Source organism: Lacinutrix sp., assembly GCF_029238095.1.
GTDB lineage: Bacteria > Bacteroidota > Bacteroidia > Flavobacteriales > Flavobacteriaceae > Lacinutrix.
In genome coordinates, this window is sequence record NZ_JAQWGS010000027.1 from 117,308 (window position 1) to 141,818 (window position 24,511).

Genomic DNA, 24,511 nt, shown 5'->3' on the forward strand with positions numbered 1-24,511 from the left:
TTATTTCTGTAATTGCTTTAGTAACGTTTCTAATATTTTAAAATCATCAAAATCTGAACGTTCTCCATTTACTTCTTGATAGGTTTCATGACCTTTTCCAGCAATTAAAATAATATCACCAGTATTTGCCAATTGACATGCTGTTTTTATAGCTTGTTTTCTATCTGCAATGGACATTGTTTTCTTAAAATTTTGAGGTTCTACACCTTTTTCAATAGCTTCAATTATTATTTCTGGCTGTTCAGTTCTTGGGTTATCACTAGTAAAAATAGCCTTAGTACTTAATGCTGAAGCAATATGTCCCATTTTAGGCCTCTTAGTAATATCTCTGTCTCCTCCACAACCTACAACAGTAATAAGTTCTTCATTACTTGTTCGAATACTATTTATGGTTTCTAATACATTTTTTAAAGCATCTGGTGTGTGCGCATAATCTACAATAGCAGTAATTTTTGATTCAGAAATTAAATATTGAAATCTCCCACTTACACTTTCTAATGCGCTTATTAATCGAAGAATTTCGGTTTTTTCAAGACCTAATAATTCTGCAGTGGCGTAAATAGCCAATACATTTGAGGCATTAAAACCTCCTATTAATTTTGTCCAAACTTCACTACCATTAACTTTTAGTAACATCCCACTAAACGAATGTTCTAGAATTTGCGCGGTGTAATCAGCGTAATTTTTTAATCCGTATTTGTATTGCTTTGCTTTTGTATTTTGAAGCATAATCGCTCCATTTTTATCATCGGCATTGGTTAATGCAAAAGCGTTTTTACCAAGATTATCAAAAAAAGACTTTTTAACATCGCGATAATCTGCAAACGTATCATGATAATCTAAATGATCGTGAGTTAAATTTGTAAAAATGCCTCCTTTAAACTCTAAACCTTCGGTTCTTTTTTGATGAATACCATGAGAACTCACTTCCATAAAGCAGAATTCTACTCCTTCGTCATTCATTTGCTTTAAATAGCGATTTATTGTTAAAGAATCTGGTGTAGTATGTGTTGCTTTATAATCTTGATTGTTAACTTTTATTACCACTGTAGACAATAAACCCACTTTATATCCAGCATTTTTAAAGAGCTGAAATAATAAAGTTGCAATGGTTGTTTTTCCATTAGTTCCTGTTACACCAACAAGCTTTAAATTTGCTGAAGGATTTCCATAAAAATTAGAGGCCATTATTGCTAAAGCCGAACTAGAGTTTTCTACTTTAATATAACTAACACCTTCGTTTTTTTCTTCTGGTAAATTTTCACAAACCACAACAATAGCACCTTGCTCTATTGCTTTTTCTATATAATCATGACCATCTGCAAGACTTCCTTTTATAGCTACAAACAAATCATTTTCAACAATATCGCGCGAGTTAAATTGAATGGCATTTATAGACACGTTTGTAGTGCCAACAACTGCATTGATAGTTACTTTGTACAATATGTCTTTTAATACTATCACGATAATTCTAAAACTATGGTTTGATTTTTCTTTACTTTTTGTCCCTTTGGTATAGACTGTTTTTTCACAGTTCCGTTGCCATTCATTTTTACTTTAAGCCCTAAATTTTCGCACAAAGCCATAGCATCCATTATTGGCAAACCAATAACACTTGGCATGATGGTTAAATAAGTATTTGCTGTATCGTAATACTGCTGAAACTCATTTTCTATTGATGCATTTTTTACCTCTAGAGACTCTACTTCATCAATTATTGGTGTATCTGTAAAAATCTTTTGAGCTATACGTTTAAAAACAGGACCAGTAACATCTGCGCCATAATAACCAACCTTTGTACTTGGTTTGTGAATAACCACAATACATGAATATTTAGGGTTTTCTACTGGAAAATAACCTGCAAAAGAAGAGATATATTTCCTGTCTTTTAACCATTTCTCGTTATTTGCATAATCTGTTCTTGCAGTTCCTGTTTTTCCAGCCATTGAAAAATATTTAGAATACATGCCTTTTCCTGTACCACGCTCTACTACATTCTCTAATAGTTTTTGTGCTTTTTTTATGGTTTCATCTGATGCAATTTTTTTTACACGAATCTCTTTATCGAAGGTTTCAATTTCACGATCTAATTCTTTTACTTGACGTAAAAAACGTGGCTTCAGCATTTCGCCATTATTAGCAACTGCGTTATAAAACGTTAAAGTTTGCAATGGTGTTAACTGCAGATTATAACCGTAAGCGATAGATGGCAACGCGTTTTTACTCCATATTTTATCTCCAGGTTGCGGTATTACTGGATCACCTTCTCCAACAATTGGTAGATTTAAATTCTCATGCAGTTTCCATGACTTTAATCTGTTTATAAACTTTTTAGGCTGCTTTGAGTAGTGCTCATCTATAATTGTTGCTAATCCTACATTTGAAGATTTTTCGAATGCCGTTCCTGCCGAAATTTTTCCATAACCTCTGGTATCGTTAATACTTCTTCCATAAAAACGCTTAGAACCATTTCCAGCATCTATTATTGTTGATGTATCGATTACTTTATCTTCTAAAGCCACCATCATGGCCATTAATTTAAAAGTAGAACCAGGTTCATGAGACTCCCAAACCGCATAGTTTCTTTTTTCGTAATATTTACCAGATTTAGATTTACCTAAGTTTGAAATTGCTCTTATTTCTCCAGTTTTTACTTCCATGACTACAACACAACCATGTTCTGCATCGTACTTTTCTAATTGCTCTAATAGTGAATGGTGTGCTATGTCTTGAATATTTACATCTATAGTTGTATAAACATCGTAACCGTCTTGAGGCTCCACTTCATTATTATCACTTATTGGTTTCCATTGGCCTTTGCCTATTTTTTGCTTCATTCGGTGACCATCTTTCCCTTTTAAATATTTTTCACCAAAGGCACCATCTAAACCTGCTCTTGTTATATTACCTTGTTCGTCTGTTCGCTCATAACCTATGGTTCTCATAGAAATTCCTCCCATTGGATGCTCACGTTTTGTTGTTTGCTCGACTATTAATCCGCCTTTATAGGCACCTAATTTTAATAATGGAAAATCTCGCAATCTTAAATACTCTGAATAGCCAATATCTCGTGCTAACAAATAATATCGGTTTTGTTTTGCGCGTGCTTTTCTTAAATTTTCCTTGTAATAACTAACCGATTTGCCTGAATATTTAGATAATGAATCGCACAAAGGACCTAACTGTTCTTGCCAAAGCTTATCCTTAGGTGTTTTTGTATCTATTCTTATATCGTACTTGGGTATTGAGGTTGCCAACAAATTCCCGTTAACTGAGTATACATTACCTCTATTTGCAGGTATAGGTCTATCTTCAATGGTTCGCTCTTCAGCTAATTTTCGGTACTTATCACCATTTACGTATTGAATGGTTAATAATTTTACAACCACAGCAATGCCGAAGATGAACATACATCCAGCTACAAAATACAATCGGTTTAATATGTTCGTCTCGTTTGCTGCCACGATAACCTAATCTTGATTTTTTTGTTTAACCTTTATTTTTATTGGCGGAACTTCGGAGGTTTTTAAGCCTTTTTCTTTCATTTTTAGAGAAATTGCAGATTCTTTTTTCAACTCCATCAATCGTCCTCTACCATCTATAAATGCAGAGCGCAACTCCTTTGCTTCGTTGCTTAATCGCGCTATTTCGTAAACCTTTTTATCTGCACTGTGCGAACTTGCAATCATTACTATAGCTAATACAGAAATAAAGAGAATCATCCTCCAATTCTTAAAAGAGTCGTCACTTACTAAAAACGTACCTCTTAATATGCTATAGATGTTTTTTTTCATTAATTTAATTTTGTTCCACTCAATCTTTTAATTACTTCTCAATACAATTTGCTCATACTTTACAAACCACTAAAAACAACGTTACTTTATATTTTTTGGGCAATACGAAGCTTTGCACTTCTTGATCTGTTGTTTATTTTTATTTCTTTTGCAGAAGGAATAATTAACTTTCCAACCTTTTTAAATGGCACTTCAAAATTGCCAAAGACATCGCGCTCTGGCTCTCCTTCAAACAATCCATTTCTTATAAATCGTTTTACTAATCTATCCTCTAATGAGTGATAACTGATTAAGCTTAATCGTCCGTGAGACTTTAAAATCTGTGGTGTTTGCTCTAAAAACTCTTTTAAAGCTGCTATTTCTTGATTCACCTCAATACGAATAGCCTGATATATTTGAGCTAAAATTTTATTTTCATGCTTTGGAGATAAAAATTTCTTCAAAACAGTTTTAAGCTGATCACTAGTTTTTATTTCTTCATCTTTACGAGACTCTACAATTAGCTTTGCCATTGCTGGAGCTGCACGCAACTCTCCATATTGTAACAATACTTGTTTTATTTGCGCTTCATCATATTCGTTAATAACATGAAAAGCAGATAATTGACTTTTTTGATTCATTCTCATGTCTAAATCAGCTTCGAAGCGTGTTGAAAATCCACGTTCTGCAACATCAAATTGATGAGACGACACTCCAAAATCTGCCAAAATACCATCTACCTCTTTTACACCATGAAACCTTAAAAAGCGTTTTATAAATCTAAAGTTCTCATGTATAAGTGTAAACCTAGAATCGTTTATTGAATTATTAAGCGCATCTGCATCTTGATCGAAAGCATATAATTGTCCGGTTTCACCAAGACGACTTAATATTTCTTTACTATGTCCTCCACCACCAAAAGTGACGTCTACATAAACACCATCTGGTTTAATATTTAAACCATCTACGGTTTCTGTTAATAATACAGGATTATGATACTCCATCACTATCTTCATCTTGTCCCATAACTTCCTCTGCTAAATCTGCAAAATCTACAGTCGCATTATCTATGGCTTGTTCGTACTTATCTTTATCCCAAATTTCAACAATATTAATTGCTGAAGACACCACAACATTTTTTGAAATACTTGCAAAAACCGTTAAATCTTTTGGTATTAATAATCTCCCATTTGTATCTACATCAATCATTTTTACTCCTGCTGTAAATCTGCGAATGAAATCGTTATTTTTTTTCTTAAAACGATTAAGAGTATTTACTTTTCTCATTAAGATTTCCCATTCTGCCATTGGATACAATTCTAAACAAGGCTGAAAAACCGCACGCTTTAAAACAAAACCATTTTGCAACACAGGAGCCAATTGCTTTTTAAGCGCAGCTGGAAGCATAAGCCTTCCTTTGGCATCTGCTTTACATTCGTATGTTCCTATTAATGAGTTCAATGTGTGATTTTTATCTTAAAACGATTAAGATTCAAATATATTGAAAATTTTACCACATTTTACCACATTTTACCACATTGTTGATAAATAATTACTATAAATCAATTTTTACAGTGTTTACAAATAAGGTAAATAGGTCTAAATACATGGTTTTTAGAAGGTTAAAAGCTATAAAGAATAGTAATGAACACCTGTTAACATGTGGTGGTTGATTGTTTTGTGAAGTATCTTTATTATTCTATATTTTTATATTTGAAATACCTATATTTGCTTTTATAGAATGACTAAAAAAACCAATGTCGCACACACTTATAACAGAAGGAAAGTACAACTATATTGAAGCTGGAGAAGGCACACCAATTATTGTTTTACATGGATTAATGGGTGGATTAAGCAACTTTGATGCTGTAATAAACCGTTTTAGTAAAGAAGGTTATAAGGTAATTATCCCACAATTACCTGTGTATTCTATGTCTCTTATAAAAACAAATGTAAAATCGTTTTCTAAATACTTATATGAGTTTATAGAATTTAAAGGATTTGATGATGTTATTTTACTTGGCAACTCTCTTGGTGGACACATAGGTCTTTATTTTACAAAATTAAATCCTGAAAAAGTAAAAGCTTTAATTATAACTGGCAGTTCTGGTTTATACGAAAGCGCAATGGGTGGAGGTTACACAAAACGCAGTGATTATGAAGTGATTAAGAAAAAAGCACAAGATGTTTTTTACGATCCTGCTGTAGCCACTAAAGACATTGTAGATGAAGTTTACGAAACTGTAAATGACAGAAATAAATTAATTAAAACTTTAGCAATTGCTAAAAGTGCCATTAGACATAACATGGCAAAAGATTTACCTAAAATGACTACTCCAACATGTATTATTTGGGGAAAAAATGATGGTGTCACTCCTCCTGAAGTTGCAGACGAGTTTCATAGACTATTACCAGATTCAAATTTATTTTGGATAGACAAATGTGGTCATGCTCCAATGATGGAACATCCTGAAAAATTTAATATTATTCTTGGAGATTGGCTTAAGAGTCGTAAGCTTTAACAACAAGTACCTCTCCTAATATAATTTGTAAACTTTTTTCTGCTATTAACTTTAGACTTTGGCTTTTAGCAACTTACTCTTTGGTTACTTGAACAGATGTCTTTACCTTTGCAACTTTCTATTAATTAAAAAAACATTTCCGTTTTCACGGAAACACTCCACGATGAATATAAAATCTGCTGAATTTGTAATGAGTAATTCTGATGTAGCAAAATGCCCAAAAGATAGACTTCCAGAATATGCTTTTATTGGCAGAAGTAATGTTGGCAAATCATCTCTTATTAACATGCTAACTAGTAGAAAAAGTTTAGCTAAAACCTCTGGAAGACCAGGAAAAACGCAACTTATAAACCATTTTCTTATAAATAAAGATTGGTACTTGGTAGATTTACCTGGTTATGGTTATGCTAAAGTTTCAAAGAGTACAAAAAAAGTATTCCAAAAATTTATAACTAAATATTTTGAAGAACGTGAACAAATGATTTGTGCTTTTGTACTAGTAGATATTCGTCACGAACCACAGCCTATAGATTTAGAATTTATGCAATATTTAGGCGAAGGTGGCATTCCGTTTTGTGTGATTTTCACCAAAGCAGATAAGCTAAAACCAAAAGCCATAGACAAGCATGTAGAAGATTATAAAAATATTATGCTGGAAACTTGGGAGTCTATGCCACAACATTTTATAACGTCGAGTTCTAAAGATATAGGTAAAGATGAAGTGCTTGGGTTTATTGGTGAATTGAATGATGGAATGGAGAAAAGCATCTAAAAATTGAAAAAAAGTGTAGCCATAATATTCTTTATGTTTTTGACATTCTTTACTTATGGTCAAGAAACTATTTATATTGACGAAAAAGGAGATACAATTAGTAAAAAAGTCTATGTCGAAAAATGGAGGAATAACGATTTACTATCAAGCTCATGGCATCATAAAGATAAAAAAGGCAAAAACTATGTCACATTAAGAAACCTTTATTTAAAAGGCAGGTATGACTACAAAAATATAAAAAGCAAACTAGAAGAAATATCACATATCAAAATTCCTGACTCAGTAATATTATTGATTGAGTATAATTATAAAGATGACCTCTGCTCATCTAGGAGAGATAATAATTGGAATTATTCTGAAGTTAGTGAGAGAAAAAAATTTACAAATCCGATGCGGAAAAAATTATCTAAGAAAAACATTTTTTTAATCTCTTTATTTGAATCTGGAATGACAATAAAAAACAAACCTAAGAACAAGCGTGAGTATTTTTTTATTGATAAAAACAATTTCTTCAGAGAAAAAATATTTATTAGCCCAACATTATGTGGTTCATTTGCACTACTAAAAACAAATGGAGAATGTGTTATTAGAAATGGAGAATACAGAGCAGACTCTATGGCAGAGCTTCTTAAAGCTGAGTTTTGGAAACTTTTTTTTGAAAAAGAGGAATAGTTAACCAAAATGCATCAAAAACAAGTTCACATTGTTTCTAAGTTAGAAAAACCTATAAGACTTCAAGAATACGGTGTTGGCCTATTTGAGTTGGTTTATACCAAATCTGCCTTAAAAAAAGCATTAAAAAAAGATTACATTACTGTAAATGGTGTTCATGCAACATCAGCTACTTACATAAATGGAGGAGAAACTATTTGTTTATGTGTTCCAGAAGATGGTAACCCAAAAACCAAACTAAAATTAAAGCTAAACGTATTATTTGACGACGATTATTTGGCAGTCATCTACAAACCAGCAGGCGTTTTAGTAAGCGGAAATAGCTTTAAAACTATTGCAAATGCTTTACCTCAAAACCTAAAAAGGAGTACGCTTCCAGATGCTACAATACCTCAACCAGTTCACAGATTAGATTATCCTACAACTGGCTTATTATTAATAGGAAAAACAAATAATAGTATTCGAGAATTAAACAACCTTTTTGAAAACAAAAAAATCAAAAAAACCTATTACGCTATTACCATTGGAGACATGGCACCTAAAGGAAATATAACTTCTAGTATTGATGGTAAACAGGCTCAATCTAACTTTACGGTAAAAGCAAGTGTTACATCGAAAAGGTTTAGTAAACTTAATTTAGTAAAGTTGAAACCTAAAACTGGGAGAAAACACCAATTAAGAAAACATTTATTAAGTATTGGAACACCAATTTTAGGAGATAAAGACTACGGAATAGAGCCTTATATATTAAAAGGCAAAGGCTTGTATTTACATGCTTATGCTTTAAATTTCGTGCATCCTTTTACAAAAGACAAAGTGTCTTTTAAAGATGAATTACCCAATAAGTTTAAAAAGATATTTGAAGGAAAATAAACATTTCGACTGCGCTCAAGGCAAACTATAGAAAGTAATTAAACAAAGACCTTTCAGGTTTTAAAAACCTAAAAGAATTAATTAAACTTTATAAATAAATTAATTATTCACATCTAAAGCATCGCGTAACGCATTACCTATAAGCATAAATGCCATAACTAAAAACATAATACAAAGTCCAGGAATAATTGCTAAGTAAGGCTTACCTAAAATAATATAATTGTAATGATCTTTTATCATTGCTCCCCAACTTGCCATAGGTGGTTGTGCTCCAATACCCAAAAAGCTTAAACCACTTTCTATTAATATTGCAGCTGCAAAATTTGCTGCACAGATTACAATTACTGGAGCCATAATGTTTGGCAAAATATGTTTTGTAATAATACGATAGTTATTAAACCCTAAAGCACGTGCTGCTGTAACATATTGCATTTCTTTAGCGCTAATTATTTGTCCACGCACTACTCTTGCAACTTCAACCCACATTGTTAAACCTACAGCAATAAACACTTGCCAAAAACCTTTACCTAAAGCTAAAGTAATGGCTATTACCAATAGCAAGGTTGGTATAGACCAAGTCACATTTATTATCCACATAATAAACGCATCCACTTTTCCACCAAAATAACCTGCTACGCTTCCCATAAAAATGCCAATAACTAAGGAAATAAAAACAGCTACAAAGCCAATAAAAAATGAAATTCGTGCTCCAACTAAAATACGACTAAGTAAATCTCGACCATATTTATCGGTTCCTAAATAGAAGGTTTTTTTAGCGATTAATGTTTCAGGTTTTATAGATGCATCTTCTAACGTGTAAACCTTTTCAATACCTTTTAATCCATCGGAAACATATTCGGTATAAAGGATTGTATTTGCAGAAATAGCGTGTTGAGAGATGGGGATTTCGGTTACTGTATTATTTTTTCCGAAGAACACCTTATCAATAAAACCTTGCTGGTTTTCAATTTGCGATGGTAAAACCAACATATCTATAGAAAATCCTGGCGCTTTAGAATGAATTGAAACATGCATCTGGTTTGCATGTTTGGAATTATCTGGAGCAAACAGATAAGCAAATACAGAAATTACACCAACAAACACTATAAAATAAAAACTAAAAACGCCCCAAAAATTCTTCTTGAATTTTTGGAGCGCTAATTTAGATAATGAGTTTGCTGTTGTACTCAACGTTTATTAATCTTTTATGGTCGCTACTTTTTTAATTTCGTAGGTCATTTTTAAATCGGCCAATACATTTAAAGCTTCTTCTAAATATACATCTTTACTTAAATTTTTGTGCCATCTCACTCTTTTTTCTTTTAAAATAGTATCTGTTTCAAAAAGCGCAGTCTCATATAGTAAAGATTGAAATGTTAGATTTGTTTTGTACTCTGAAATAGCATCAAATTGTTTTGCTTGCTCTTGATCGGCATCCAATTCTGCTTTATACTTTTTGTAATTTAAAGAATATACATTCTCATCCATTTGTGTTTTTATCCACCTTGCATTTTCTTCAATAAGTTTTAATTGAGCATTATTACCCATACGTACTTTACTATTACTTATTGTTGTATCATAATCGAAATAATTATTCCAATAATCGTATTTTACAGGATCTATTTTATCCCATGCTAATGGGTTGTCTTGATCGCGTTCACCTATGTCTACAAAACTGTAACGGTCTGGCACCACAACATCACTCTTAACACCTTCTAATTGTGTTGAGCCACCATTAATTCTATAAAATTTCTGACGTGTAATTTTAATTGCACCTAGATCTCCATGAGAACTGTTACGCACCATTCGGTTTAAATCTAATATATTTTGAACAGTCCCTTTACCATACGTTTGTTTACTTCCAATAATAATAGCACGCTTATAATCTTGCATTGCTGCAGCCAAAATTTCTGATGCAGAGGCTGATAATTCGTTAACCATAATTACCAAAGGCCCATCCCAAATAATAGATTCATCGGTATCTTCTAAAACTTCTTTTGGCTCTTTTGTAGAACGCACTTGTACAATTGGTCCATCTTTAATAAAAAGACCTGCAATATCTACCACAGTTTTTAGAGAGCCTCCTCCATTATTTCTAAGATCTAAAACCAAGCCTTCAATACCCTCAGCTTTTAAACGTTCTATTTCTAGTTTAATGTCTGAGGCTGCATTACGATTATTATAATCTTCGAAGTCTATATAAAACTTCGGTAGGTTTATTAAACCAAATTTTTTATCATTTTTTATTACTGTAGAAGATTTAGCATAAGTTTCTTCAAGTTCTACTATATCTCTAGTTATTGTAATATCTTCTATAGTGCCATCCACTTTTTTAAGTGTTAAAATTACTTTCGTTCCTTTTGGACCCTTGATTAATTTTGTAGCATCGTCTATACGCATACCAACAATACTAACAGCGTCTTTTTCGTCTTCTTGGCGTACTTTTAAAATAATATCACCAACTTCTAACTGTTCACCTCTCCAAGCTGGACCACCAGAAATTACTTCTACAATTTTAGTGTAATCCATTCTTTTTTGAAGTCTTGCTCCAATACCTTCAAGTTTACCAGACATTTGTTGATCGAAACGCTCTTTGTCTGTTGGAGCGAAATAAGATGTATGTGGATCAAACTCTTCTACAATAGCATTAATATACATTGCAAACCAATCTTTACGTTCCAAATCATCTACATAATCTGTATAATAAGCATCTAGATTTTTCTTGGTTTCAGTTCGTGCATCAACTTCTAATTCTTTTAAAGACTTTTTAACTTTAGGCTTATCATTAGGTAAAGAATCATTTTCTTGTTCTTGGTTTCTTATTAACTCATCATAGTTAGAAATGGTACTAAACTTCAACAATTGTCTCCAACGTTCTTTTAATTGTCTCTTGTTTTTAACGTAGTCTTGTTTTTCGTAATCTGTATTAAACTCTTCATCTATAGTATAGTCAAAAGGTTCTGCCAATACTTCTTTATAGTATGCTTCAGCTTCTGCCATACGCTGAACTAAACGCTCATTAGTAACATTAAAAAATGTAATATCGTACACTTTTAGCTGGTCATCAATCTGTGTTTTATATTTTTCAAACTCTTTAATATCGCTCTTTAAAAGAAAACGTTTTAAAGGATCTATTTGCTTTAAATAGGTGTTATAGACATCTTCAGAAAATTCGTCATTGAGGTCTTTTGGTTCAAAATGTAATTGCTCTAAAGCTAATGTTATAATTTGCACTAAGAGTTTGTCTTTATCTGGATCGTTTTCTACTTTACTAGTAAAACTACAAGAACCAAAAGCCAATAAGAGTACTAGCAATAATATATTATATTTCCTTTTCATTTGTGTAAATTTATTGTTTTAAAAGATCACAAGCAATTCGTTATTAAATCCTTGTGTAAGCAATACCGTTTTTAACATACTCGTTTCGTAAGCTTTTTAAAATAATGTTAAGAGCAAAATTTCTACTAAAATAAAAGAAAAAACCGTGCCAAGTATCCAGAGACAAGCTAATTTTTTGTTAAACCACTAATTTTAGTAAATTCGTTAAGAAATTATGTATTTTAGCTCGTAAATAAAGGCCTTTTAATGAAAAAAAAACCACTCATTTTAGTTACCAACGATGATGGTGTTACAGCACCAGGAATTCGTACATTAGTTAGTGTTATGAAAACTATTGGAGATGTTGTAGTGGTCGCACCAGACAGTCCACAAAGTGGTATGGGACATGCTATTACTTTAGACTCAACGCTGCATATAGAAAAAATCTATGTAGAAACTAATGGTTACGATACTTATAGTTGCTCTGGAACTCCTGCAGATTGTGTGAAAATTGCATTAAATGAAATTCTTGACAGACGACCAGATTTAGTTGTTTCTGGCATTAATCATGGTAGCAACTCTTCTATAAACGTTATTTATTCTGGTACTATGAGTGCAGCAATAGAAGCTGGAATAGAAGGAATTCCAGCCATTGGTTTTTCGCTTTTAGATTACAGTTGGAATGCTAATTTTGAACATTCGAAATCTTATATAAAGTCTATTGCAGAAAATGTTTTAAATGAAGGACTAACAGAAGGTATTGTACTTAATGTAAACATTCCTAATTTAGAACAAAATAAAATTAAAGGTATTAAAATATGTAGGCAAGCCAAAGCCAACTGGAAAGAAGAATTCGACAAACGAAAAACACCTCAAGGCAAAGATTATTATTGGCTTACTGGAACTTTTGTTAACTATGATAAAGGTGAAGATACAGACGAGTGGGCTCTAGAACATGGTTATATTTCTGTAGTGCCTGTTCAATTCGATTTAACTGCGCATCATGTCATACAAAAACTAAACACTTGGAGTTTTAATGAATAAAAAAGCTGTTTTTATTGGTTTTATTATTGGTTTAATAACAACCTTAGTTGGAATTACTATTTACACCATATTTATTGGTCTTAAATTAAATTTACCAACTCAAGATATTACAAACAAATTGCTCTCTACAAGTGTAATTGGTAAGCGCGCAAGCATAGGAGTTTTACTTAACATACCAGTTTTTTACTACTTTTTACACTATAAAAAAGAAGATTATGCAAAAGGTTTATTAATTGCTATAGTTTTAGTAGCTTTAATTTTTATATTAAATACTTTATAAATTAAAGAAACTTGAAGATTAGTAATTTCACCCTTAGTTGATATTAAATAAAAAGAACAAGCTCTAACTTTAAAAAAAGCAATAAATAAAAAAATGAAATATTACATTATTTCAGGAGAAGCCTCTGGCGATTTACATGGCTCTAATCTAATGAAAGCTTTACAGCGCGAAGACGTAAATGCCGATTTTAGATTTTGGGGAGGCGATCTCATGAAAGCCGTGGGTGGAACGCTAGTAAAACACTATCGTGAACTCGCATTTATGGGCTTTATAGAAGTAATATTAAATTTAAGAACCATTGCAAAAAATCTTTCCTTTTGCAAACAAGATATAGAAGCCTATAATCCAGAGGTAATAATTTACATAGATTATCCAGGCTTTAATTTACGTATAGCCAAATGGGCAAAACAGAAAAACTACAAAAACCATTACTACATTTCTCCTCAAATTTGGGCTTGGAAAGAAGGTCGTATTAAAGCCATAAAAAGAGATGTAGATGAAATGTATGTTATTCTGCCTTTTGAAAAACAATTTTACGAAGAAAAACATGAATTTCCTGTACACTTTGTTGGACACCCACTAATTGATGCCATTGGAGACAGACAACAAGTTGACGAATTTGTTTTCAGAAAAAATAATGGTTTAAGCGAAAAACCTATTATTGCTTTATTACCAGGAAGCCGAAAACAAGAGATAAAAAAAATGCTTTCTGTAATGCTCAGTCTAGTAGACGATTATAAAGATTACCAATTTATTATTGCTGGTGCTCCAGGCCAAGATTACGAGTTTTACAAACAGTTTATAAAAAAATCGAATGTGCATTTTTTAAATAATAAAACCTACGATTTACTTAGTGTCTCTACAGCTGCTCTGGTCACTTCAGGAACAGCAACTCTTGAAACAGCTTTGTTTAAAGTGCCTCAAGTTGTTTGCTACAAAGGGAGTTGGGTATCTTACCAAATAGGAAAACGTGTTGTAGATTTAGACTATATTTCTCTGGTAAATTTAATATTGAATAAGGAAGCTGTAACAGAACTTATTCAAGACGATTTTAACACTAAAAGACTAAAAAAAGAGTTAGATATTTTACTTAACGCTTATGAACGCACCAAATTTTTTGTTAATTATTACGAACTAGAAAAAGATTTAGGAGGAAAAGGTGCAAGTGAAAACACTGCTAAATTAATTTATAACGCTACTGCCTAAATGCGAAAAATTGCCCTAATACTCTTTATTATTGTTACGCTTTCGAGTTGCGGAAGTACTAAAAACAAGCGTGTGGTTACTAGAAAATCTCAAACCACAAAAACAGTTAAAAAAAGTAATAAACCTACAACTACTGCAAAGCCTTCAATAGTAGAATCTATTATTAAAAATGCTGAAAAATATGAAGGCACACGTTATAAATATGGTGGTACAACAAAAAAAGGCATGGATTGCTCTGGATTAATTTACACAGCTTTTAAAGAAGATAATATTACAATACCGCGTGTTTCTAGTGCAATGGCTAAAACAGGAGATTGGATAGATTTAAAAAACGTACGAGAAGGCGACTTACTTTTTTTTGCAACTAAAAAAAATAGCCGAAGTGTAAACCATGTTGGTTTAGTAACTGCTATTAATGGAGATGCTATTGCGTTTATTCATTCAACTACAAGTAAAGGTGTTATAACTTCTACATTAAAGGAAAAATACTGGTATTTTGCGTTTGTGCAAGCAAGGCGCGTGCTGTAAACTTTTATTTACTATATTAATGGAGTGAAACTCCTAAATTTTACAATAATAAAACTAACCGTTTGCTTAGTTATTGGAATTTTGATTGGTTACTTTGTTACAATTCCATTAACTATTACTTTGTGTGCAATAAGTTTTCTTATACTTCTATTAACACTTATTTATTTTATTTCTAAACAAAAAAGACATAAAACCGTTTGGTTTGGTATTACTAGTTTTTTAATTATGATTTGCATTGGAGTACTTACTACCTGTATTCATAACGAAAAACTAGACAAAAATAATTATACAAACATTGATACCAAAAACAAGTTAATCACTTTTAGAATTAGAACGACGCTAAAATCTGGATTGTATAACGACAAATACATTATTAATATTTTAAAAATTGGTGATGCTTCAGTATCTGGAAAAGCGTTGCTAAATGTATCAAAAGACAGCCTAAATACTGTATTAAAAGTTGATGCTATCTATGCCACTTCAGAAGGATTCAAACCTATTGTGTCTACAATTAATCCTTATCAATTTAATTATAGAAGCTATCTCGAAAAACAATATGTTTTTAAACAACTATATGTTAACCCTTCTAGGCTTTTCCGTGTAAGTGAAAAAAAACACACCATTTATGGTTACGCAGATTGGGTAAGAGAAACTATTAATACAAAACTAAAAGCTAACCATTTTAAACCAGACGTTCTAGCAATTATTAATGCTCTAATTTTAGGACAACGTCAAGATCTTAGCAAAGATATTTATGATAGTTACACAGATGCTGGAGCTGTACATATTCTTGCTGTTTCTGGACTTCATGTTGCTTTAATTCTATTACTACTTAATTTTGCTTTAAGACCATTAAAACGTTTTAAATATGGACGACAACTTACTGTTATTATTTTAGTGTTATTAATGTGGTGCTTTGCAATTATTGCTGGCTTATCTGCTTCTGTAACCCGAGCCGTTACTATGTTTAGTATTATAGCAATAGGCATGCATTTAAAACGACCAACCAATATTTATAATACTTTGGCTATCTCTATTTTTGTGTTGCTTCTTTTTAAACCGCTTTTCTTATTTGATGTTGGTTTTCAGTTGAGTTATCTAGCTGTAATTGCAATTGTTGCCATTCAACCTAGGTTAGTAAAACTTTGGAAGCCTAAAAATTTTATTATTGCTAAAGTTTGGGATTATTTTACGGTTGGTATTGCTGCACAATTTGGTGTTGCACCTATAAGTTTATACTATTTCCATCAATTTCCGGGATTATTTTTTGTCGCTAATGTAATTATCATTCCGTTTTTAGGATTTATTTTAGCAACTGGTATTTTTGTGATTATTCTGGCGCTTTGTAACGCACTCCCTAAGTTTTTAGCAGATGCTTTTAGTTTTATTATTTCTAGCATGAACGATTTAATGAAATGGTTATCGCTTCAAGAAAGTTTTTTATTTAAGGATATTTCATTTAATGGTTGGCAAGTAATTGCAGCATATATATTTGCAATAGCATTTGTACAATTAGGCATACAGAAAAACTATAAATGGCTAAAATTTACACTTATTTCTATTTTGCTTTTTCAAGGTGTAAATTTATTTAACAAATATACCAATAGCACAAATTCATTAACGGTTTTTCATAAAAGTAGACATACAATTATTGGCGAAAAGACACAAAACAAACTCGATGTGTTTTCAGATTTAGATAGTTTAAATCAATTTAGCAATTTAAAAGACTATGTTATTGGAAATAATATTAAAGTAATTAATGGATTTAAGATTCCGTCCTACATTCAAACAAAAAGCCACACTATTCTTATTGTAGATAGTCTGGGAGTTTACAATGTAAAAAAGCTTAAACCTCATTATATTATACTAACACAATCTCCAAAAGTAAATTTAAAAAGACTTATAGATTCTATACAACCAAAACAGATTATTGCAGATGGTAGTAATTACAAATCTTATGTTACGAGATGGAAGGCAACCTGTTTAAAACAAAAAATTCCGTTTCACTACACAGGTGAAAAAGGATTCTTTTCTTTAGCTTTAAAAAAATAAACTTAGCTTTTAAATTCTGAAATAAATTCTTTTTGATAGGTTTCCCATTCTTCTTTTGTTTTAACTTCTTTGTATTTATTAGAAGTAAAAAGCTTCAAATAAATTTCTAACTGCTTTGGAAGTAAATACCCAGAAATTGGAGAAATGAGTTTAAATTCGTCATCAAAAAACACCATTGTTGGATAGGCATTAACACTTAAATATCTAGCAAATTGATGTTTTGCATTGCGTGTGTTTATCTTGTCTGGATTATAATCTGGATTTGTAAAGGTATTACCTTCGAATTTCACAGTAGTATTGCCTTCAGCATTAAATTTAATAGCATAAAAGTTGTCATTTATATATTTAGCAACATCTGTATTACCAAAAGTGTTTTTATCTAACATTTTACAAGGACCACACCAATTCGTATAAACATCCATAATTATTTTTTTTGGATTCTTTTTTTGAAGCTCTACCGCTTCTTCAACTGTAATCCAATTAATCTCTTGTGCAAAGAGTGTAATGCTTACTAAAAGTGTAAGTAATGATAGAAGTATGTGTTTTTTCATTTTACTAAATTTATAATTCAGAAAATTCTGGTTTAAATGCTCTATAATATTTAAAAAAATCTTCTTGTGTTTTCAAATTCTCATGAATATTATTTTTAAACAACTTAAGAAACAGCTCCAATTGTTGCGGTTTTTTATAACCTATTAAAGAGGTTAATAATTCTGCTTCTTCATCTAAAAAAACAATTGTTGGATAAGAACGAATACTAAAATAATTAGCTAATTGATGTGCAGAGTTTCTTCGGTTTGCTTTAGCTGGATCGTAATTAATATTGGTAAACTTATAATCTTTAAAATTAACAACTGTATTACCTTCTGCATTAAATTTTACAGCGTAATAATGTTTGTTTACGTATTCAGCAACATCTTTATTAGCAAATGTATTTCTATCCAGCATTTTACATGGTCCACACCATGCTGTGTACATGTCCATCATTATTTTTTTAGGATTCTTTTTTTGAAGTTCTACAGCTTCTTCAAGTGTAATCCAATTAATTTCTTGCGCAGGAATTATTACAGTTGCAAAAACAGTAAACAATACCAAAACAATATATTTTTTCATATTAATATTTGTATTTTATATAGTCTCAATTAGTGTTCCAAAATTACACTAAAACAACAAAACGCCGAAATTAGGCGCTTTGTTGTTTTTAAAAATTTATTTAATCTATTTAATGCCGTGCATCATTTTTAATAATTTACGGTTGAGAATTAACATAATTAATGCAGCTGCAATAGGTATTATTGTAAATATTAAAAAGAAGGTTGATAGACCGTGTTCTTCCATTATTGGATCCATATAACTTCCTGTAAAACCACCTAAAAGGTTTGCAAAGAAATTTGCGGTAAACCAAATACCAAACATTAAACTCACGAATTTAACAGGAGCTAATTTACTAACATAAGATAAGCCTACTGGAGATACACACAATTCTCCCATAGTATGCAAGAAGTATGCAATTACCAAAAACATTAAACTAACAGATGCTGTTTTTGCGCCATCTGGTATACCTGCTGCTCCATAAGCTAATGCTCCAAATCCTATTCCTACTAAAAATAATCCTATAGCAAACTTAACTGGTCCTGATGGATTATATTTACTTTCCCATACTTTAGAAAATAAAGGTGCAAATAAGATAATGAATAATGAATTAAGAACTGAGAACCAAGATGCTGGAACTTCTGTAGTATCAGATTGAAACTCTCTGTATAACATCCAAATAACAATTCCCCAAATAATAACAAAACTTAATCCTAAAATAATATTAGCTAAAGAATATTTGCTATAAGTTTGTTTAAATAACATTGCTAAAACCCATGTAATTACTAACATTGGTATAACAGTAATTATAGTATTTATTATTTTAAAAGATGTTGCTGCACTTCCTTCTAGGGCTCTATCTGTATAATCTGCGGCAAAAATGGTCATAGATCCACCAGCTTGCTCAAATGCCCACCAGAAAAAGACAACAAATAACGACAGAATTCCAATAACTATCATTCTATCTCTAACTACTTTAGAGTTCTCTACTCCTTTAACAATTTCTTCAATATCCTCTTCTATCTTTTCAACACTGTCTTCAATTACATCTTCAAAATCTCCTACTTTAACAGGTGTTAAACCTATTTTTCCAAATATTTTTTGAGAGAAATAAAATTGTAACATCCCAAAAAACATAAATATACCAGCAAGACCAAAACCATAATGCCAACTTACATTTTCGCCAATATAACCACATAACAATATTCCTAAAAAAGCACCTGCATTAATACCCATATAAAAAATAGTATAACCTGCATCCTTTTCTTTTCCTTGTGATTTGTATAATTGTCCAACCATTGAAGAAATATTTGGCTTAAACAAACCGTTTCCTACAATTAAAAATGTTAACCCAGCGTAGAAGAATATCGAGGTTAAACCTTCTAAAGCCATAGAAGCGTGTCCAAGCGTCATAATAAATGCACCTAATATAACCGCTTTTCTATAACCCATAAATTTATCGGCAATAAAACCACCAATTATTGGCGTTAAATATACGAGTCCTGTGTACCATCCATAAAGAACAAGAGCATCTGCTCTTTCCCATTCCCAACCACCATCTATCAATGTTGAGACTAAAAATAATACTAAAAGTGCACGCATTCCATAATAAGAAAAACGTTCCCACATTTCTGTAAAAAACAAAACAAAAAGACCAGATGGATGGCCTAATACTGTTTTTTGATTGGTTTCTGAACCTCCAAATTTAAATTCCATATAAATAATTATTAGTTAGTAAAGTTGTTTTATTTTTAAGTTTTGAACACTATATTTTTTTAGTTCTGTACTTGAATTTTATCTCCTAATGTGCGATCTATAAAATTAGTCATTTTTGTATACAAGTGTTTTCTTGTGTTTCCTCCATAAATACCATGATTTTTATCTGGATAAATCATCCACTCAAACTGTTTATCTGCTTGTATTAATGCTTCAACCATTCGCATTGTGTTTTGCACATGTACATTATCGTCTCCTGTTCCATGAATTAATAAAAAGTCGCCTTTTAATTTGTCTACATGGTTAATTGGTGAATTATCATCATAACCACTAGCATTTTCCTGTGGTGTTGTCATGTAACGTTCTGTATATATAGAATCGTAAAACCTCCAGCTTGTAACAGGTGCAACTGCTATTGCCATTTTAAAAACATCTCTTCCTTTAAATAAGGCGTTACTAGACATAAAACCACCATAACTCCATCCCCAAATTCCTATTCTTGAAGCATCTACATAATTACGTTTTCCTAATAACTTTGCAGCTTCAATTTGATCTTCAACTTCAAATTTCCCTAATTCTTTTTGGGTTACTTTTTTAAAATCTGCACCTTTAAACCCTGTACCTCTTCCATCTACGCAAGCTATAATATATCCTTTTTGAGCTAGCATTTGGTACCAGTAATCGTTTGCATTATTCCATCTATTTGCAACTTGCTGTGAACCTGGTCCAGAGTATTGAAACATAAATAATGGATATTCTTTTTTAGCATCAAAATTAGCTGGTTTAATCATCCACATATTTAAATCATTCCCATTTATATTTATTGTACTAAATTCTTTTTTAGACATTTTATATTCAGAAACAGTTTTAGTGAGTTCAGAATTTGTTTTAATAGTTTTTAAAACATAACCATTTACAGCATCGTTTAAAGTATATAAAGGTGGTTGTGTTACACTAGAAAACGTATTAATAAAATATGTGAAATCTGCACTAAAATCTGCATTATTAGTACCTGTTTCTTTTGTTAATCGTTTTTTGTTGGTTCCAGATAATTTAATGGAATATACATCTCGATTTACAGAACCATTTTCAACAGATTGATAATAAATAGTTTCGGTTTTTTTATTAAAACCATAGTAGTTAGTAACTTCCCAATTTCCTTTGGTGATTTGATTTATAAGTTTTCCTTTTTTTCCATAATGGTAAATATGGTTGTAACTATCTTTCTCGCTAGTCCAGATAAAACTATTATCCTCTAAAAAAGTTAAATTATCTGTTATATCTACATAAGCATTATCTATTTCTTTTAACACTACACTAGTGTTGTTAGTTTTTGAATTGTAAAAAATTAAGTCTAGTTGATTTTGGTGTCTATTAAGTATTTGCAGGCTTAAAACATCTGGATTATTGGTCCATTGTATTCTTGGAATATATTCAAATTGTGCTCCAAGCGCTACTTTATTAGTTGAATTTGCTTTAAGATCGTAGACATGAAGCGATACTATGGCATTAGCTTCACCTGCTTTAGGATATTTAAATACAGTTTGTGTTTGGTATAAGTTTTTTCCATAAACATCCATTGAGAATTCTGGAACTTCTGTTTCATCAAAGCGAATAAAAGCAATTTTATTGCTGTCTGCATTCCATTCGAAAGCACGAACAAAAGCAAATTCTTCTTCATAAACCCAATCTGTAATACCATTAATAATTTTGTTTTTTTCACCATCTTTAGTAAACTGTATTGTTTTACCAGAAGCTATATCTTTTATGTATAAATTATTATTTAATCCGTAAGCTACTTTTTTGCCATCTGGCGAGAATGTTGGCTCTTGAATTTTAGCTTCAGAAATAGAGGTTAGTGCATTTGTTTTAGTATTAAAAACGAAGTAGTTTGCTAAAGTAGAGCGTCTAAAAATAGACTCTTGATTTGTCGCTAAAAGCACTTGTGATTCATCATCACTAAAAGTGTAGTCTGTAAAATATTTAATAGCCTCTAAACTGGAAGAATTTACTAAAGTCTTAACCTTCTCTAAGGTTTTGTAATCATAGATATCTATAGTTGTAGAACCGCTGGCTCTATCAAAATTTAAAACCGAATACTCTTGACCACTATTCATAGAATGTAAAGCATCTAAGCTTTCGGTTCTAAAAGTACCATCGTTCCAAATATTGTCTAAGGCAATCTCTTTGTTTTGTGCTGTAATTAAAGTAGTTACTAATAAGCAGAAAAATGCTAAATATTTAGAAAAAGTCATTAAGTATATTTTTTTAATAAGATAATGTCAAGTTTACTAAAAAATATGCAAAAAACCGTAATTATTAACAGTTAATTACTGTTTAAAAAACATAAAAGACTAGCTGTTTTAATTTCGTTAAAGTAACTCTAGGACAAAACAATAGGTGTTTTGTATCTTCGCACCACAAAATAGCACCAAATGAGCGCAACAATTTCTGGTTTTTCAAAACTGTCTAAATCCGAAAAAATAGATTGGATAGTTAGTCACTATCTATCAAATTCAAAATCTGCAAAACAAACTATCACACAATATTTTAATGCAGACCAAAAGCTACAACAGCTTCATGATGAGTTTATAGAAAACACAATTACAAATTATTATTTACCTCTTGGTGTGGCTCCAAATTTTGTAATCAATAATAAAACATACGCCATACCTATGGCTATAGAAGAAAGCTCTGTCGTTGCAGCTGCTAGTAATGCTGCAAAGTTTTGGATGCAACGTGGTGGCTTTAAGGCCAAAGTGCTTTCAACTACAAAGATTGGACAAGTACATTTTGTGTTTACTGGTAATTTTGAAGACTTAAAACAGTATTTTAATACTATAAAATCAAAACTAATTACAGACACAAAACCTATTACTGCAAATATGGAAAAACGTGGTGGTGGTATTATAGATATTGAATTACGAGATAAGACCGAAGACTTAGAGCATTACTACCAACTCCATGCTACCTTTGAAACATTAGATGCTATGGGAGCAAATTTTATAAATTCTTGTTTAGAACAATTTGCAAAAACGTTTAAAACTGAAGCTGACAAATACTTGAGTGCTCCAATAGAAATAGTTATGAGTATTCTCTCTAATTATGTGCCTAACTGTTTGGTTCGTGCCGAAGTCTCTTGTAAAGTTGAAGATTTAAAAAACAAGACTATTTCTGGAATAGCTTTTGCTGAAAAATTTGTTCGCGCTGTTAATATTGCAGAAATAGAACCATATCGTGCTGTAACTCACAACAAAGGTATTATGAATGGTATTGATGCAGTGGTTCTAGCAACAGGAAACGATTTTAGAGCTGTTGAAGCTGGTGTTCATGCTTACGCTGTAAAAAACGGAAAATACAGCAGTCTTACGCATGCAAAAATAGAAGAAGGTGTGTTTACGTTCTGGATAGAACTACCTTTAGCTCTAGGCACAGTTGGTGGATTAACAGGATTACACCCATTAGTTAAAGTAGCTCTAGATATTTTAGGAAAACCTTCAGCAAAAGAACTCATGCAAATTGTAGCTGTTGCAGGATTAGCACAGAATTTTGCTGCTTTAAGATCGTTAACTACAACAGGAATTCAAGAAGGACATATGAAAATGCACTTAATGAATATTCTAAATCAGATTAATGCTACTCATGAAGAAAAAGAAGAGATTATTCAGCATTTTAAAACCCATACTGTAACACATAGTGCAGTTGTTTCTGAAATTGAAAAACTTAGACAATAATGCTACGTTTCTACAGTCACGGAAAATTATTGCTAACAGCAGAATATGTTGTACTTGATGGTGCTAAAGCATTAGCATTACCAACAAAGTACGGACAATCTTTAACCGTTAAAACTATAGAACCTCTTAAATTAATTTGGAAAAGTATTGATTACAAAGGAGAAGTTTGGTTTGAAGATATATTTGACATCTCTAATACTAAGATTTCTCAATTTGTACGAAATAACAATCCAGTTTCAAAAAGATTAATCGAGATATTAAATGCAGCAAAAATTCTTAATCCTGAATTTTTAGATACAAATAATGGCTATGAAGTAGTTTCTACCTTAGAATTTCCAAATAATTGGGGATTAGGCTCCTCTTCAACACTTTTAAATAATATAGCACAATGGGCAAAAATAGATGCGTTTATACTGTCTAACATAACATTTGGAGGTAGTGGATATGATATTGCTTGTGCCAATAATAACACTGCAATTCTATACTATCTAAAGCATAAAAAACCTAAAGTTGAATCCGTTTTATTTAATAAAAATTATTTAAATGAATTATTTTTTGTGCATTTAAACAGAAAACAAAACAGTAGAGATTCTATAAAAACCTACCGAAAAAACAAGAGCAATACTGAAACTATAATTGATAAAATAAATACTATTACTTCTAATTTTTTAAAAACAGAAACTTTAAACGAATTTAACTCACTAATTAACGAACACGAAACATTAATTGGAGCCATTACTAATCAAACACCAATTAAACAACGCCTATTCAAAGATTTTAAAAACGAAATAAAAAGCCTTGGTGGTTGGAATGGTGATTTTATTTTGGCAACAGGTAAAAAAGACTATGTACATTCTTATTTTAAAGAACGTGACTATAACACTATTATAGATTATAAAGACATGATTCTTTAAAATACATATTTGTTT

At 31.2% G+C, this 24,511-nt stretch carries 22 protein-coding genes; 11 read left to right on the plus strand and 11 right to left on the minus strand.

Annotation, left to right across the window (positions count from 1 at the left end; all coding sequences use genetic code 11):
- The 5 genes from P8H50_RS10060 to mraZ all read right to left on the minus strand — a co-directional run bounded on the left by P8H50_RS10060 (position 1) and on the right by mraZ (position 5,234).
- Entirely contained in the window at positions 1 to 1,464 is a 1,464-nt protein-coding gene (locus P8H50_RS10060; protein WP_300208528.1) for a UDP-N-acetylmuramoyl-L-alanyl-D-glutamate--2,6-diaminopimelate ligase, read from the minus strand.
- The gene (locus P8H50_RS10065) at positions 1,461 to 3,464 is read right to left on the minus strand and encodes a penicillin-binding protein (RefSeq protein ID WP_300208530.1); all 2,004 of its coding nucleotides are present in this window, start codon (positions 3,462 to 3,464) and stop codon (positions 1,461 to 1,463) included. The genes P8H50_RS10060 and P8H50_RS10065 overlap by 4 nt, the downstream gene beginning before the upstream one ends.
- Positions 3,465 to 3,470: 6 nt before the next feature.
- Positions 3,471 to 3,794 (minus strand): FtsL-like putative cell division protein, encoded by a 324-nt coding sequence (locus P8H50_RS10070; RefSeq protein WP_300208532.1) that lies wholly within the window; start codon positions 3,792 to 3,794, stop codon positions 3,471 to 3,473.
- An 86-nt stretch (positions 3,795 to 3,880) separates the two neighbouring features.
- Positions 3,881 to 4,789 (minus strand): 16S rRNA (cytosine(1402)-N(4))-methyltransferase RsmH, encoded by a 909-nt coding sequence (gene rsmH, locus P8H50_RS10075; RefSeq protein WP_300208534.1) that lies wholly within the window; start codon positions 4,787 to 4,789, stop codon positions 3,881 to 3,883.
- Positions 4,764 to 5,234 carry a division/cell wall cluster transcriptional repressor MraZ gene (mraZ, locus tag P8H50_RS10080; protein ID WP_300208536.1) on the minus strand — a complete coding sequence of 157 codons (471 nt, stop codon included), beginning with the start codon at positions 5,232 to 5,234 and terminating at the stop codon, positions 4,764 to 4,766. Before mraZ ends, rsmH begins: the two co-directional genes overlap by 26 nt.
- A gap of 296 nt (positions 5,235 to 5,530) precedes the next feature.
- Here mraZ and P8H50_RS10085 point away from each other — a divergent pair, with 296 nt between their 5' ends.
- From P8H50_RS10085 to P8H50_RS10100, 4 genes are all read left to right on the plus strand, one after another.
- The gene (locus tag P8H50_RS10085) at positions 5,531 to 6,295 is read left to right on the plus strand and encodes an alpha/beta hydrolase (protein ID WP_300208538.1); all 765 of its coding nucleotides are present in this window, start codon (positions 5,531 to 5,533) and stop codon (positions 6,293 to 6,295) included.
- A 163-nt stretch (positions 6,296 to 6,458) separates the two neighbouring features.
- Positions 6,459 to 7,067 (plus strand): ribosome biogenesis GTP-binding protein YihA/YsxC, encoded by a 609-nt coding sequence (gene yihA, locus P8H50_RS10090; protein WP_300208540.1) that lies wholly within the window; start codon positions 6,459 to 6,461, stop codon positions 7,065 to 7,067.
- Between the two features lie 33 nt (positions 7,068 to 7,100).
- Positions 7,101 to 7,739, plus strand: coding sequence for a hypothetical protein (locus P8H50_RS10095; protein ID WP_300208542.1), 639 nt, complete (start codon positions 7,101 to 7,103; stop codon positions 7,737 to 7,739).
- Between the two features lie 9 nt (positions 7,740 to 7,748).
- A complete protein-coding gene (locus tag P8H50_RS10100) occupies positions 7,749 to 8,612 on the plus strand; it encodes an RluA family pseudouridine synthase (protein ID WP_300208545.1) in 864 nt (287 codons plus the stop codon).
- 99 nt (positions 8,613 to 8,711) lie between these two features.
- Here the strand turns inward: P8H50_RS10100 and P8H50_RS10105 are convergent, their stop codons facing one another.
- Together P8H50_RS10105 and P8H50_RS10110 are read right to left on the minus strand one after the other, a co-directional pair.
- Positions 8,712 to 9,803 (minus strand): ABC transporter permease, encoded by a 1,092-nt coding sequence (locus P8H50_RS10105; protein ID WP_300208547.1) that lies wholly within the window; start codon positions 9,801 to 9,803, stop codon positions 8,712 to 8,714.
- Positions 9,804 to 9,809: 6 nt separating this feature from the next.
- Complete coding sequence (locus P8H50_RS10110) at positions 9,810 to 11,951, minus strand: carboxy terminal-processing peptidase (protein ID WP_300208549.1); 2,142 nt, start codon at positions 11,949 to 11,951, stop codon at positions 9,810 to 9,812.
- 246 nt (positions 11,952 to 12,197) lie between these two features.
- On the opposite strand from P8H50_RS10110, the gene surE reads away from it, so the two are divergent.
- From surE to P8H50_RS10135, 5 genes are all read left to right on the plus strand, one after another.
- Positions 12,198 to 12,974: a 5'/3'-nucleotidase SurE gene (gene surE, locus P8H50_RS10115; RefSeq protein ID WP_300208551.1), complete on the plus strand. Its 777-nt coding sequence runs from the start codon at positions 12,198 to 12,200 to the stop codon at positions 12,972 to 12,974.
- Positions 12,967 to 13,254: a hypothetical protein gene (locus P8H50_RS10120; protein ID WP_300208553.1), complete on the plus strand. Its 288-nt coding sequence runs from the start codon at positions 12,967 to 12,969 to the stop codon at positions 13,252 to 13,254. The genes surE and P8H50_RS10120 overlap by 8 nt, the downstream gene beginning before the upstream one ends.
- Before the next feature lie 93 nt (positions 13,255 to 13,347).
- Positions 13,348 to 14,460, plus strand: coding sequence for a lipid-A-disaccharide synthase (gene lpxB / locus P8H50_RS10125; RefSeq protein WP_300208555.1), 1,113 nt, complete (start codon positions 13,348 to 13,350; stop codon positions 14,458 to 14,460).
- Positions 14,461 to 14,988, plus strand: a complete 528-nt coding sequence (locus tag P8H50_RS10130) for a C40 family peptidase (protein WP_300208557.1) — start codon at positions 14,461 to 14,463, stop codon at positions 14,986 to 14,988.
- Positions 14,989 to 15,012: 24 nt separating this feature from the next.
- Positions 15,013 to 17,040 (plus strand): ComEC/Rec2 family competence protein, encoded by a 2,028-nt coding sequence (locus P8H50_RS10135; protein ID WP_300208559.1) that lies wholly within the window; start codon positions 15,013 to 15,015, stop codon positions 17,038 to 17,040.
- A 2-nt stretch (positions 17,041 to 17,042) separates the two neighbouring features.
- On the opposite strand, the gene P8H50_RS10140 is transcribed toward P8H50_RS10135, so the two are convergent.
- The 4 genes from P8H50_RS10140 to P8H50_RS10155 all read right to left on the minus strand — a co-directional run bounded on the left by P8H50_RS10140 (position 17,043) and on the right by P8H50_RS10155 (position 22,103).
- Positions 17,043 to 17,591 (minus strand): thioredoxin fold domain-containing protein, encoded by a 549-nt coding sequence (locus P8H50_RS10140; protein WP_300208561.1) that lies wholly within the window; start codon positions 17,589 to 17,591, stop codon positions 17,043 to 17,045.
- A 10-nt stretch (positions 17,592 to 17,601) separates the two neighbouring features.
- Positions 17,602 to 18,153 carry a thioredoxin fold domain-containing protein gene (locus tag P8H50_RS10145; RefSeq protein ID WP_300208563.1) on the minus strand — a complete coding sequence of 184 codons (552 nt, stop codon included), beginning with the start codon at positions 18,151 to 18,153 and terminating at the stop codon, positions 17,602 to 17,604.
- Positions 18,154 to 18,258: 105 nt separating this feature from the next.
- Positions 18,259 to 19,848: a peptide MFS transporter gene (locus P8H50_RS10150; RefSeq protein ID WP_300208565.1), complete on the minus strand. Its 1,590-nt coding sequence runs from the start codon at positions 19,846 to 19,848 to the stop codon at positions 18,259 to 18,261.
- A 59-nt stretch (positions 19,849 to 19,907) separates the two neighbouring features.
- A complete protein-coding gene (locus P8H50_RS10155; protein WP_300208567.1) occupies positions 19,908 to 22,103 on the minus strand; it encodes a S9 family peptidase in 2,196 nt (731 codons plus the stop codon).
- Between the two features lie 180 nt (positions 22,104 to 22,283).
- On the opposite strand from P8H50_RS10155, the gene P8H50_RS10160 reads away from it, so the two are divergent.
- Positions 22,284 to 23,582 carry a hydroxymethylglutaryl-CoA reductase, degradative gene (locus tag P8H50_RS10160; RefSeq protein WP_300208569.1) on the plus strand — a complete coding sequence of 433 codons (1,299 nt, stop codon included), beginning with the start codon at positions 22,284 to 22,286 and terminating at the stop codon, positions 23,580 to 23,582.
- Positions 23,582 to 24,496, plus strand: a complete 915-nt coding sequence (locus tag P8H50_RS10165; RefSeq protein WP_300208571.1) for a GYDIA family GHMP kinase — start codon at positions 23,582 to 23,584, stop codon at positions 24,494 to 24,496. Before P8H50_RS10160 ends, P8H50_RS10165 begins: the two co-directional genes overlap by 1 nt.
- The last annotated feature ends 15 nt before the right edge of the window (positions 24,497 to 24,511 follow it).